Genomic DNA, 13,120 nt, shown 5'->3' with positions numbered 1-13,120 from the left:
GGGTGAGACGTTTCGTTCCTCGGCGAGAATATACTGTACAAGTCTTAGAAGGCGAACCAAAGCGCCTTTTCCGCCAAGGGAGGAATAGATGGCAATCGTAACCGGTGGAACATCCGTCGCCCTGAACATGGACAGCCTGAACGCCGCTGGTCTGTTTGACTATGACAACGCGACGACGGCCACGACCGCGGCAAAATACTTTGACGATGCGCAAAACTACACTCTATTTAAAGGTAGTAATCTTACATACGATTCGTCACATTTGCCAAACGGAGGTACCATATCCACCGTCGCCTTGGTCGTCGGCGGTGAAACCACGTTTAAGATAACGGGCATGCCCAGCGTGAGCGCGTCATCGCTTGCCGCCTTGGCGACGGCCGGCGACACCAAGGGGATGCTCGGACTTGTCCTTGCCGGAGATGACACACTGACCGGAACGGTCTTGAACGACAGGCTGTCGGGTTTCGCCGGAAACGACACTTTCCTGGGCGGCGATGGCAAGGACATCATCGATGGCGGGACAGGCAGCGATACGGCGTTGTACTCGGATAAGAGCGGAGCGGTTTCTGTTACGTTGAACGGCGCGACCACCGCCTATGTCACCGTCAACGGAGTCACCGAGGATGGGCTCCGCAACGTTGAAAACGTCACGGGTGGCAGCGGTGCCGATCAACTGACAGGTGACGGATTCGCGAATATTTTGGTTGGGGGCGGTGGGAACGACAGGCTCTACGGCCTCGACGGAGACGACACATTCGTTGGCGGTCTCGGCAAGGACATCATCGATGGCGGGAACGGTGTCGATACGGCGCTCTATACGGAAAAGAGTGAAGCGATTTCGGTCTCGCTGAACGGCGCAACCACCGCCTACCTGGCAGTTGGCGGCGCCAATGAGGATGGGCTGCGGAACGTCGAAAATGTCACGGGTGGCAGCGGTGCGGATAATCTCACTGGCGACAGTTTTGCCAACACCTTCATAGGCGGCGCGGGAAACGACGTCCTGGCCGGCGGCGACGGCGATGATGTGCTGGTGGGAGGGGAAGGCGCCGACAGCCTGAATGGCGGCGCGGGCAAGGACACGGTGAACTACGGCTTGGAAACCGGTTCCGGGCGCGTCATCGTGAATCTCTGGTCTGGAGGCAAGCAGGGTGGCGTGGAGGCGGACAGGGCAATCGATACGTTCGGCAATACCGACCAGGTCGTTGCCATACCGAATGCCATCGGCACCAAGTTCAACGACATACTTTTTGGCGGCGGGCACGACAACGTCCTGGTCGGCGGTGCAGGCGACGATACGCTCGATGGTGGCAAGGCCAACGATACGTTGACGGGCGGAAGCGGCAAGGACTTTTTCGATTTTCACTTTGTCGGAGGAGTTGATGCTGACAAGATCACAGATTTCCTGGTTGCCGACGACACGATCCGAATAGACCATGCCACTTTCGCCGGAGTTGGCGCGGGCGGCGCGCTGGCCTCGGGGTTGTTTCGGGCAAATGACACCGGCCTCGCCCAGGATTCCAACGACCACATCATCTACGAAACCGACACCGGCAAGCTTTACTATGATGCCGATGGCAGTGGGGCTACTTCCGGGAGCATCCATTTCGCGACGCTCGTCGGGGCGCCGGCTATCAGCGCCGCCGACTTTACAGTGATTTAGCTGTCGCATAGCCGGCAATGAAGCCCGGCCACCTTTCGGCCGCCGGGCTACCTCCTCAGCTATTCACTCACCGAACGGATAGTAAACCGGGTCAGGCTTTTTGATTGCGACTTCGCTCTATTGCCTGAATTGCAATCAATAAGGTGTTGATGGGATGCTGCCAGGACTAAATTGTGGGAGCTATCGATGCCTGCGATCCTGGAAGACGATCCCGAGTGCCCGACATGCGGATCACCGTATCTTGGGCCTACCTCGTTCCCAAAAGCCGACAGCCGCGACGCGGCGTGCATCTGGTGCGGCAAGTCCGCACCACCGTTGCAATGGGTTTGCTATCCGGTTGTTGCGGATGCCCGTCAACTGCCGCCGATCGGCGACTGAGAGGGGCAGAAGAGGCCGGCACCCCGGAGCGGCGATGCCGGCCTGAGATTCGACCGACGTGCCCCCGCGACGTAGGTCGCCAGTTGCATAATCCAATGCCGCGACGCCAGCTATAAACTAAGACATATCTGCGATGTTTCGGCAGCCGGCAAAGAGCGTCCAGGCCCCAACTGTCCCGCTTTTGTCCAGCATCGATTTCTCGCCGGCAATTCTGCGGCGGTGAATCAGAGCGCCTGCAACGCCTTCGATGGAAACGACTTCGCGGTGCTGCGTGTGCCATCCGCGGTTGACTTGGCAGCCGCCATTCGATTTACACCGGCCTTCGATTTCCGGACAGTCGCGGGCGGTTCTTCATGCTTGACAAGACCTATGATGCGAAAGCCGTCGAACCACGGATCGCCGAACGCTGGGAGGCTGAGGACGCATTTCGTGCCGGCGCGGGTGCGGAGCCGGGCGCCGAACCCTTCACCATCGTCATCCCGCCGCCCAATGTCACCGGATCGCTCCATATGGGGCATGCGCTCAACAACACGCTGCAGGACATTCTCGTCCGCTTCGAGCGCATGCGCGGCAAGAATGTGCTCTGGCAGCCCGGCATGGACCATGCCGGCATCGCCACGCAGATGGTGGTCGAGCGCCAGCTTGCCGCCAGCGGCATCTCGCGCCGCGACATCGGACGCGACGAGTTCATCAGCCGCGTCTGGACGTGGAAGGAGCAGTCCGGCGGTTCGATCATCCACCAGTTGAAGCGTCTCGGCGCGTCCTGCGACTGGTCGCGCGAACGCTTCACCATGGATGAGGGCCTGTCCGAAGCGGTGCTCGAAGTCTTCGTGCGGCTCTACAAGGAAGGGCTGATCTATCGCGGCAAGCGGCTGGTCAATTGGGACCCGTCTTTCGAGACGGCGATCTCCGACCTCGAAGTGGAGAACAAGGAAGCCGACGGCCATATGTGGCACTTCAAATATCCGCTGGCCGGCGGCGAGACCTACACCTATGTCGAGAAGGACGCCGACGGCAATGTCGTGCTGGAGGAAGACCGCGACTACATTTCCATCGCGACGACGCGGCCGGAGACCATGCTGGGCGACGGCGCGGTCGCTGTGCACCCTTCCGACGAACGCTATCAGCCGATCGTCGGCAAGCTCTGCGAGATCCCGGTCGGCCCGAAGGAGCACCGGCGCCTGATCCCGATCGTCACCGACGAATATCCCGATCCCACCTTCGGCTCGGGCGCCGTCAAGATCACCGGCGCGCACGACTTCAACGACTATCAGGTCGCCCGCCGCAACAACATTCCGCTCTACCGGCTGATGGACACGCGCGCCGTGATGCGCGCCGACGGCGAACCCTATGCCGACTACGCGGCGCAGGCGCTTGAGATCGCCCGGACAGGTGACGTGCCCGGCGAAGCCGATGTCGACGCCATCAACCTGGTGCCGGACGAGTATCGCGGCCTCGACCGCTATGCCGCGCGAAAACTCATCGTCGAGGCGATCACCGCCGAGGGGCTCGCCGTCAGCGTCAAGGACGCGGAGGGCAACGACGTTCCCTTCGTCGAAGCGAAAAAGATCATGCAGCCCTTCGGCGACCGTTCCGGCGTCGTCATCGAGCCGATGCTGACCGACCAGTGGTTCCTCGACGCAAAGGTGCTGGCCAAGCCCGCGATCGCTTCGGTGCGCGAGGGCCGTACCAACTTCGTGCCGAAGAACTGGGAAAAGACCTATTTCGACTGGATGGCGAACATCGAGCCGTGGTGCGTGTCGCGCCAGCTCTGGTGGGGTCACCAAATTCCGGCCTGGTACGGGCCGGACGGTCAGGTCTTTGTCGAGAAGGACGAGGAAACCGCACTCGAGGCGGCGATTCAGCACTATCTAGCGCTTGACGGGCCGTGGAAGGCCTGGGTTGAGGACAAGCTCGAAAACTTCAAGCCGGGCGAGATCCTTGTCCGCGACGAGGATGTGCTCGACACCTGGTTCTCGTCGGCGCTGTGGCCGTTCTCGACGCTTGGCTGGCCTCAGAACACGCCCGAGTTGAAGACCTATTACCAGACCGACGTGCTGGTGACCGGCTTCGACATCATCTTCTTCTGGGTCGCCCGCATGATGATGATGGGCCTGCATTTCATGGACGAGGAACCGTTCCACACGGTCTATGTCCACGCCCTGGTGCGCGACAAGACCGGCGCGAAAATGTCGAAGTCGAAGGGCAATGTCATCGACCCGCTCGACCTGATCAGCGAATACGGCGCCGATGCGCTGCGCTTCACGCTGACCATCATGGCCGCGCAGGGCAGGGACGTGAAGCTCGATCCGGCGCGTGTGGCTGGGTATCGCAACTTCGGCACAAAACTCTGGAACGCCACGCGCTTCGCCGAGATGAACGGCGTGGCGCGCAACGACGATTTCTGGCTGAACGATGCCAAGCTCACCGTCAACCGCTGGATCCTGACCGAACTGACGCGCGCCGCCAATGCCATCACCGATGGGATCACCAGCTATCGCTTCAACGAGGCGGCGGCCGCGGCGTACCGCTTCGTCTGGAACCTCGTCTGCGACTGGTACGTCGAACTGCTGAAGCCGGTGTTCATGGGCGATGACGAGAAGGCGAAGGCCGAGAGCCGCGCCTGCATGGCCTTCGTGCTCGACGAGATCTACAAGCTGCTGCACCCGATGATGCCGTTCATGACCGAGGAACTCTGGGCGCATACGGCCGGCGAGGGCCAGGAGAGGCAGACTTTGCTTTGCCACGCGCGCTGGCCGCAGCCGGACTTCGACGATGTGGATGCGGCGGCCGAGATCAACTGGCTGATCGATCTGGTTTCGGGCATCCGTTCCGTGCGCTCGGAGATGAACGTGCCGGCAGGTGCGATTGCGCCGCTCGTCGTGGTCGGCGCGGATGCCACCACCATCAGCCGGCTCGAGCGCCAGGATGCGGCCATCAAGCGTCTGGCGCGTGTCGACACCATCACGCACGAAGCCGCGCCGCCATCGGCTTCGGCCCAGATCGTTCTCGGCGAGGCGACGATCTGCCTGCCGCTCGGCGGGATCATCGACCTGGCCGTCGAGGCTGCTCGACTGCAGAAGGAACTTGCCAAGGTCACGGAAGAGGTCGCGCGCATCCATAAGAAGCTTTCGAACGATCGCTTCGTCGCTAACGCCGCGCCCGAGGTCGTCGAGGCCGAGCGCGAGAAGCTTGCCGAATATCAGGCCACGCAGCAGCGGCTGGTGGTGGCGCTGTCCCGGGTGCGGGAGATCAAGCCGTAAGCCATAATCCGTGAGTCGCGTCGGGTGGTGCTTTGCACCGTGCCGGCGTCAGGGACACGAGATCCGGCGGTTCCGCCGGGTAAGGGCTGTGTCGGCCAAGGATTTTCGGCCGCATTGTTGCCGCAAAGTGACAAGTCCGCCCAATTCGGCGGAAATGGCGGGAATTCGCTGCATATATCCCGATTTTCTTATCTTTTTTTACCAAATTCCTGCGACCATTGACCCGTTCGCCACGCTTTGAGGGGTCAAGCCGGCGAACCCGAGGGTACTGTGGTCGGACCGGCGCGAATTGCGAGTTGCGCCGCCGCAACGAATTCGATCAAGGTTGCGTGATGAGGACTGGGAGAGGAACCTTCATGAGCCGCAAGCTGCTGTCGCCTTTGATCGGAGCGGGCTGCATGTCGATGGTGATCGTCGGCTCGGCGGCGGCGGGCGGTCTTGAGCGCGGCGGCTACAATATCGACCTGCTGTTTGATCCATCGCGTTTCGCGGCCGAAGCTACCGGCACATATGTCATGCCGGACCGTAAGCTCGACAATGTCGTTGATTCCAACCCGTTTGACGGAAGCCCGGGCGGTAAATCCGACGGCGTTCGGGACACGGCAGATTACTGGGTGCCGCGCGTGGGTGTTAAATTCGGCGCCTACGACGCGGTTGACTGCATGCTCGACTATTCGCAGCCGTGGGGGGCTCATACCAATCCCGGGCTCAACTGGGCCGGCGCGAATTACGACATCGAAACAAAGGTCAACAGCGACAACTACGCCGGCACCTGCTCGTACAAATTCCAGGCAGGCAAGGGCGAGCTGCGGCTGATAGGCGGTGCGTTCTATCAGGAACTCGACGGGTTTCAGGAACGGCTTGTCCAGCAACTGCCTCCGGCGTTTGGAAGCGGCATTGGCCGGCTTGATCTCAGCGCGGACGGTTGGGGTTGGCGTGCAGGCGTTGCCTATGAAATCGAGGAAATAGCGTTCAGGGCGAGCCTGGTCTACAACTCTGAAGTGAAGCTTGGTGAGATAACCGGCACGCTGGATCTTACCCAGATTCCGGGCTTCCTCAATCCCGCAAACCCGTTGCTGGGCAGGGTTACCGATGTGTTTGGCGAAGCCAACATGCCGCAATCGGTTGAACTGAAGGTTCAGTCGGGCATAGCGCCGGGATGGCTTGCGTTCGGGTCGATCAAGTGGGTCGACTGGAGTGTGCTTCAAAGCGTCGCTTTCTGTCCCACCGCGGCCAAGAATGCCGGTCTCATAAATAGCTGCTCGTATTACAGCCCTTTCGCCGTGACCTCTCTCGACCTGCTCTATCGCGACGGCTGGACCGTACAGGGCGGCGTCGGCCACAGGTTCTCGGATCAGATCAGCGGAGCGGCCTCGATCACCTGGGACCGCGGAACCTCCACCGGTCTTGGAACGCAGACGGACACCTGGACCTTCAGTGCGGGCGGGTCATACACGCCGAACCAGAATGTCGAGATACGGCTTGGCGGCGCGCTGGGGATCCTGACGAGTGGGTCGCAAAAGACCATTCTGGATGCGAACGGCCAAGACTACGGCAACAACGTGACCTACGATTTCGGCAACGACTTGGTGAGCGCTTTGTCCGCCAGCCTGAAGGTCAAGTTCTGACACTTTGGAAATTAGGGAAGGCCTGTCGGAGGCTGTCCGCCCGCATCGGTGGGAACGAGGTCGCCCGGCATCGCGGTGCGACCTGCCATCAAGCCCATGGCGGCTGCCATTTGGCCGTCGCATCGATCTCCGCAAATGCTTTGTCCGTATCAGGCGCTGAGTCGGTTGCTGTCACAACCAGGGCTCAGGGCAAATAGCATGAGCACTGCCTTGCCGTCTTGTCGCCATCTCCCTATGAAGACGGGAAATTGACCCCCGGCTCTTATGGATTTTTGCAATGAGCGAACTGCATGGCAATCTGATCGACGGCGAATGGGTGAAGGGCGACGCGGTCCCCAACATCAATCCCTCCGACACCGGCGACGTGGTTGGCGACTATGCCCGGGCGACCAAGGCCGACGCCCTTGCCGCGATCGCGGCGGCCAAGGCCGCCTTCCCGAAATGGTCGCGCTCAGGTCCGCTCGAGCGCCACGCGGTGCTGCGCAAAGCCTCCGACGAAATATTGGCGCGGAAGGACGAACTCGGAAAACTCCTGTCGCGCGAAGAGGGCAAGACGCTCGCCGAAGGCATTGGCGAGACTATCCGCGCCGCGCAGATTTTCGACTTCTTCGCCGGCGAGGCGCTGCGGCTGACCGGCGAGACGGTTCCGTCGGTGCGGCCCGGCGTCGGTGTCGAGATCACCCGCGAGGCGGTCGGCGTCGTCGGCATCATCACGCCGTGGAATTTCCCGATCGCCATTCCGGCCTGGAAGCTCGCCCCGGCGATCTGCTACGGCAACACTGTCGTGTTCAAGCCGGCGGACCTCGTGCCGGGCTGCTCGTGGGCGATCGTCGATATCCTGCACCGCGCCGGCCTGCCGAAAGGCGTGCTCAATCTGGTGATGGGCAAGGGCTCGGTCGTGGGTCAGGCGATGCTCGACAGTGCCGACATCAATGCTGTCACCTTCACCGGCTCGGTCGGCACCGGCAAGCGCGTGGCGGCGGCGAGCATCGAGCACAACCGGAAATTCCAGCTCGAGATGGGCGGCAAGAACCCGCTGGTGGTGCTCGACGACGCCGATGTCGCGATCGCCGTCGACTGCGCGGTCAACGGGGCCTTCTTCTCGACCGGTCAGCGCTGTACCGCGTCCTCGCGTCTCATCGTGCAGGACGGCATCCACGACAAGTTCGTCGCCGCGGTGACCGAGAAGCTGAAAAACCTCGTCGTCGACAATGCGCTGAAGGCCGGCACGCAGGTCGGCCCGGTGGTCGACCAGAACCAGCTCGACCAGGACGAGAAATACATCGCCATCGGCCGCGACGAGGGCGCGAAACTCGCCTTCGGCGGCGAGCGGCTCAACCGCGAGACGCCCGGCTTCTATCTTCAGCCGGCACTGTTCACGGAGGCCACGAATGCGATGCGCATCAGCCAGGAAGAGATCTTTGGGCCGGTCGCCTCGGTCATCCGCGTCAAGGACTATGAGGAGGCGCTGCATGTCGCCAACGACACGCCGTTCGGCCTGTCGTCGGGCATCTGCACGACCAGCCTGAAATACGCCACGCATTACAAGCGCAATGCCGAGGCCGGCATGGTGATGGTCAATCTGCCGACGGCCGGTGTCGATTTCCATGTGCCTTTCGGCGGCCGGAAAGGCTCCAGCCACGGCCCGCGCGAACAGGGTCGCTACGCCGCCGAATTCTACACCACGGTCAAGACGGCCTATACGCTGGCCTGATGTTTGCAGGCGGCCGCCATGCGGTCGCCGCCTGCGTTCGGGAGTGACAGCCGGCTTGCCGGCCAACTATCCACAAAGCGGGCCGACCGTCCTTGACTTGGCCCGCCGCCGCATCCTATATCGCGGCGCGCTTTGAGCCTTCGGGCTTGCAGGCGGGCGATTAGCTCAGCGGGAGAGCACACCCTTCACACGGGTGGGGTCGTAGGTTCAATCCCTACATCGCCCACCATTCCGCTCGCCGTTCAGGCCTGGGCCGCTTCCACCAGATTGCCGCACAGTTCTACCGTCAACTCATCGAAGTGCGAGATGATGCGCGACGGGCCGAACTCGCGCACATGCCGGTCCGTGTAGCCGAAATCCACCGCGACGACCGGAATGCCCGCGGCCTTGGCCGTGTCGATGTCGGTCTGCGAATCGCCCACCATGACGGCGCGGCCGGCGTTGCCGCCGGCGAGCGCGATGGTCTCGGTCAGGTGGCGGGGATCCGGCTTGCGGAATGCAAAGCTGTCCGAGCCGCAGATCGCCGCGAAGCGTCCGGCAAGGCCCAGCCCTTCCAGCAGGCGCTTCGAAAAGCCTTCGGTCTTGTTGGTGCAGACGGCGAGCAGGTAACCCGCGGCGGCGAGCCGTGTGAGAGCGGCCGGAACGCCGGGATAGGGCTGCGAGTTGCCCGGGATGTTCTGGCCGTAGTGGTCGAGGAAAAGGTTGAACAGCCGGTCGTGTTCCGCGGGCTCCAGCATGCGCTTCTGCGCGGCGTAGGCGCGCTCGATCATCACCCGGCCGCCATGGCCGACGAACTGGTGGAACCCCCGCGTGTCCGTGAGCGCCGCGCCGCCGGCCAGCAGGCTGTGGTTCAGGCTCTCCAGCAAGTCCGGTGCGGTGTCGACGAGAGTTCCGTCGAGATCGAAGACGACAATCGGGTGGCTCATGAAGCGGGCTCGCATTGTGGAGAACGTGACCGTGCCGAGTACCGCGTGCAACGGCTTGGCGCAACCTGACGGAAATAGCTGCGCGGGCCGGGTTTGCCCGGCGCGGCAAAGATGCTAAGCGCGGCTTCCGAAGACACGGCGGACAGCCCATGGATGCGCGGACACTGAAGATCGAAGCGGCGAAAGCCGCGCTGGCGCATGTCGAGGACGGCATGCGGCTCGGCATCGGCAGCGGGTCCACGGCGGAAGAGTTCGTGCGGCTGCTTGCCAAAAGGGTCGGGGAAGGGCTGTCGATCATCGGCGTGCCGACCTCCGAGCGAACCGCGAAACTCTGCGACGAAACCGGCGTGCCGCTGACGACACTCGACGAGACCCCGGAACTCGATCTCACGATTGACGGCGCCGATGAGTTCAACCCCGATCTCGTCCTGATCAAGGGCGGCGGCGGCGCGCTGCTGCGCGAGAAGATCGTCGCGGCGGCGTCGAAGCGCATGATCGTCATTGTCGATGAAAGCAAGGCGGTCGACGTGCTCGGCCGCTTCCCGCTGCCCATCGAAGTCAACCGGTTCGGGCTGCGCGCCACCGAGATCGCGATCCGCCGGGTCGCCGGGGAACTCGGTCTTGCGGGGCCGATCACATTGCGGATGACGAAGGATCAGCCATTTGTTACAGACGGGGGTCATTTCATCCTCGACGCATCTTTTGGCCGCATTCCCGATCCAAGAGCGCTGTCAAACGGCCTTCATTCCGTGCCAGGGGTTGTCGAGCACGGACTGTTTCTCGGCCTTGCGCAGATGGTGGTGCTGGCCGGCGCAAGCGGCGCGAGGACGATCCTCGCGCGACGATAAAATAGGAGTTGCCTCTATCATGATCTGGCTGAATTCGATCCGCCGCCTCGCTTCCGTAGCTTTCGCCTCGGCGGTCGTCTTCTCGGCGCTGCCGGTTTTCGCGCAGGACATTTCCGAAGATCATTTGAAGGCCGCGCGCACGGCGATCGCGGCGATCGGTGCTACCGAGGTTTATGACGGCATCCTTCCCGATGCCGCGGCGGCGCTGAAGCAGTCGCTTATCCAGAAGAACCCTGATCTTCAGGAACTGATCGTCAAGACGGTCGACGAGACGACCATATCGCTGGCGCCGCGCCGCGCCGACCTCGAGAAGGAAGCGGCCCTTATCTATGCCAAGACCTTTTCGGTCGAAGAGCTGAATGCCATCACCAGCTTCTATGAGTCGCCGGCCGGAAAGAAGCTGCTTTCCGATGGTCCGGTCCTGATACGCAGCATCGCCCAGGCCGCCGAGATATGGCAGCGCGGCGTCGCGCGCGATTTGGCCGACAATGTCGGCAAGGCCATCAACGCGGCGGTCCCGGCCAAGCCGGCGGAAGCAGCGGCGCCGGCGGACGGCCAGCCGAAGGCCAACTGATCGCGTCGCGACCGTTGCCATGCTCAAGCCCGGCCACGTGCCGGGCTTTTCATTTTGGCGCACGCTGCATAAGTGTGACCTCGCTATCCGGAAGCGATTTGGAGACGACGCATGTCCCAATACGACTATGATCTGTTCGTGATTGGCGGCGGCTCCGGTGGTGTGCGGGCGGCGCGGGTCGCGGCCGGGCTCGGCAAGCGTGTAGCCATCGCGGAGGAGTACCGGTTCGGCGGCACCTGTGTCATCCGCGGCTGCGTTCCGAAAAAGCTCCTGGTCTATGCCTCGCAGTTCTCCGAACAGTTCGAGGATGCGGCGGGCTACGGCTGGAGCGTCGGCGAAACGTCGTTCGACTGGCCGACGCTAATCGCCAACAAGGACCGCGAGATCGCGCGGCTGGAGAATATTTACCGGTCTGGCGTCGAGAAGGCGGGCGGCACGGCCTTCCACAGCCGCGCCGAGCTTGTCGACCGCCACACGATCCGTCTTCTCTCCGGAGCGCGGAAGGTGACGGCCGGGACGATCCTGGTCGCCACAGGCGGACGGCCGAGCCCGCACATGGCCCTGCCAGGCCACGAACTCACGATCACCTCCAACGACGCTTTCCATCTGGACGAACTGCCGAAGGCGATCGTGATTGCCGGCGGGGGCTACATCGCAGTCGAGTTCGCCAACATCTTCCATGGGCTGGGCGTCGACACGACGCTGATCTATCGCGGCGCCGAGATCCTGTCGCGCTTCGACAACGACCTGCGCCGCGGCCTGCACGAGGCGATGGAGCGCAAGGGGATAAAAATCCTGTGCCACGATGTGTTCGCCGGCATCGAGAAGTGCGGCGACGGCGGGCTGCTTGCGCGCACCGCCAAGGGACGGGAACTGGTCGCCGACCAGATGATGCTTGCGCTGGGCCGCACGCCGAACACCGAAAGCCTCGGGCTGGAAAATGCCGGCGTGGCGCTCGGGCCGGTCGGCGACATCCTCGTCGACGATTATTCGCGGACCAATGTCGACAACATCTTTGCGCTTGGCGACGTGACCAACCGGCTGCAACTGACGCCGGTGGCGATCCACGAGGCGATGTGTTTCGTCGAGACCGTCTTCAAGGGCAATCCGACCAAACCCGATCTCGACGATGTGCCGACGGCGGTGTTCTCGCAGCCGGAGATCGGCACGGTCGGCCTGTCGGAGGAAGCGGCGGCGAAGAAGCTTGGCGACCTCGACATCTACCGGGCGGCGTTCCGGCCGATGCGCAACATCCTGCCCGGCCGCGAGGAGCGGACGATCATGAAGCTGGTCGTCGAGGCCGGATCGAACCGGGTCGTCGGCGCGCATATTCTGGGGCCGGACGCCGGCGAGATGGCGCAGCTTCTCGGCATCGCCGTCAAGGGAAGGCTGACCAAGGATGTGTTCGACCGCACCATGGCCGTGCATCCGACGGCGGCGGAGGAACTGGTCACCATGTACCAGCCGAGCTACCGGATCAGGGGCGGGGAGAGGGTCGCTTGAGCGGGCTTGCCGCCTATTGGGGCGCCAGTCCCGTCGGCGCCATTGCGAGGCCCAACTCTTCAGCGACCGACCGCAACCGCTTGTCGCGGGTCAAAAGCAATGTCTCCGGGGTCAATTTGACGGACGCCAGAAGATGCGCATCGACATAGCCGATGCCGCGACCATGAAGGGCGAACCGTTCGACGAAGGACAGCACCTCATGGTCTTCCGCCATGCAGGTTCGAGGCAGTTCGGACAAATTGCGAAGAACCCTCCCTCTGTCTTTCAGCGATCCCAGTGCGATTTCGCCGACGACGAAAGGATGGGTGGCGACGCGCTTGTCCAGAAGCAGCTTGATCAAGGGCGGAAACGCCTCCCGCAGATGATCTATCCAGATCGACGTGTCGACCAGGATCATCAAGGTAGCCGGCGCCGGGGCGGGGCCTCGGCTTCAGGGTCGCTTCCGCCGAGCAGCGCAAGCCGCCTGGCGGCCTCGCGCTGAACCAGCGCGTTCAAAGCCTCACGCACAAGTACCGAGCGCTCCTTGATGCCGGTGAATTGCTCGGCCTTGGCCAGGAGTTCGTCGTCTATCGTCAAAGTCGTGCGCATGGAATATCCTCTGCATGGAAAATAGCATCAATTGATGC

At 62.7% G+C, this 13,120-nt stretch carries 10 protein-coding genes and 1 tRNA gene; 8 read left to right on the top strand and 3 right to left on the bottom strand.

Annotation, left to right across the window (positions count from 1 at the left end; translation table 11 throughout):
* Positions 1-88: 88 nt before the first annotated feature.
* The 5 genes from ABMA59_RS19350 to ABMA59_RS19330 all read left to right on the top strand — a co-directional run bounded on the left by ABMA59_RS19350 (position 89) and on the right by ABMA59_RS19330 (position 8,872).
* Positions 89-1,660, top strand: a complete 1,572-nt coding sequence (locus ABMA59_RS19350; RefSeq protein WP_349007014.1) for a calcium-binding protein — start codon at positions 89-91, stop codon at positions 1,658-1,660.
* 731 nt (positions 1,661-2,391) lie between these two features.
* Complete coding sequence (locus ABMA59_RS19345) at positions 2,392-5,301, top strand: valine--tRNA ligase (protein WP_349007013.1); 2,910 nt, start codon at positions 2,392-2,394, stop codon at positions 5,299-5,301.
* A gap of 404 nt (positions 5,302-5,705) precedes the next feature.
* Complete coding sequence (locus ABMA59_RS19340) at positions 5,706-6,929, top strand: OmpP1/FadL family transporter (RefSeq protein WP_349007012.1); 1,224 nt, start codon at positions 5,706-5,708, stop codon at positions 6,927-6,929.
* Between the two features lie 277 nt (positions 6,930-7,206).
* Entirely contained in the window at positions 7,207-8,643 is a 1,437-nt protein-coding gene (locus ABMA59_RS19335; protein ID WP_349007011.1) for an aldehyde dehydrogenase family protein, read from the top strand.
* 154 nt (positions 8,644-8,797) lie between these two features.
* Positions 8,798-8,872 (top strand) — tRNA-Val (locus tag ABMA59_RS19330).
* Positions 8,873-8,885: 13 nt separating this feature from the next.
* Here ABMA59_RS19330 and ABMA59_RS19325 read toward each other — a convergent pair.
* Entirely contained in the window at positions 8,886-9,569 is a 684-nt protein-coding gene (locus ABMA59_RS19325) for an HAD family hydrolase (protein ID WP_349007010.1), read from the bottom strand.
* 149 nt (positions 9,570-9,718) lie between these two features.
* Here ABMA59_RS19325 and rpiA point away from each other — a divergent pair, with 149 nt between their 5' ends.
* The 3 genes from rpiA (at position 9,719) to gor (ending at position 12,494) form a co-directional block, all read left to right on the top strand.
* Positions 9,719-10,417: a ribose-5-phosphate isomerase RpiA gene (rpiA, locus tag ABMA59_RS19320; RefSeq protein ID WP_349007009.1), complete on the top strand. Its 699-nt coding sequence runs from the start codon at positions 9,719-9,721 to the stop codon at positions 10,415-10,417.
* Positions 10,418-10,436: 19 nt separating this feature from the next.
* The gene (locus tag ABMA59_RS19315) at positions 10,437-10,991 is read left to right on the top strand and encodes a DUF2059 domain-containing protein (protein ID WP_349007008.1); all 555 of its coding nucleotides are present in this window, start codon (positions 10,437-10,439) and stop codon (positions 10,989-10,991) included.
* Between the two features lie 111 nt (positions 10,992-11,102).
* Positions 11,103-12,494, top strand: a complete 1,392-nt coding sequence (gene gor, locus ABMA59_RS19310) for a glutathione-disulfide reductase (RefSeq protein ID WP_349007007.1) — start codon at positions 11,103-11,105, stop codon at positions 12,492-12,494.
* Between the two features lie 13 nt (positions 12,495-12,507).
* Here gor and ABMA59_RS19305 read toward each other — a convergent pair whose 3' ends face one another.
* Together ABMA59_RS19305 and ABMA59_RS19300 are read right to left on the bottom strand one after the other, a co-directional pair.
* Positions 12,508-12,891, bottom strand: a complete 384-nt coding sequence (locus ABMA59_RS19305) for a type II toxin-antitoxin system VapC family toxin (protein WP_349007006.1) — start codon at positions 12,889-12,891, stop codon at positions 12,508-12,510.
* Complete coding sequence (locus ABMA59_RS19300) at positions 12,891-13,082, bottom strand: type II toxin-antitoxin system VapB family antitoxin (protein ID WP_349007005.1); 192 nt, start codon at positions 13,080-13,082, stop codon at positions 12,891-12,893. The genes ABMA59_RS19305 and ABMA59_RS19300 overlap by 1 nt, the downstream gene beginning before the upstream one ends.
* Positions 13,083-13,120 lie beyond the last annotated feature (38 nt).

The sequence above is a fragment of the Mesorhizobium yinganensis genome (assembly GCF_040081985.1).
Lineage (GTDB): Bacteria > Pseudomonadota > Alphaproteobacteria > Rhizobiales > Rhizobiaceae > Kumtagia > Kumtagia yinganensis.
This window is presented reverse-complemented; position numbering and strand designations above follow the sequence as displayed.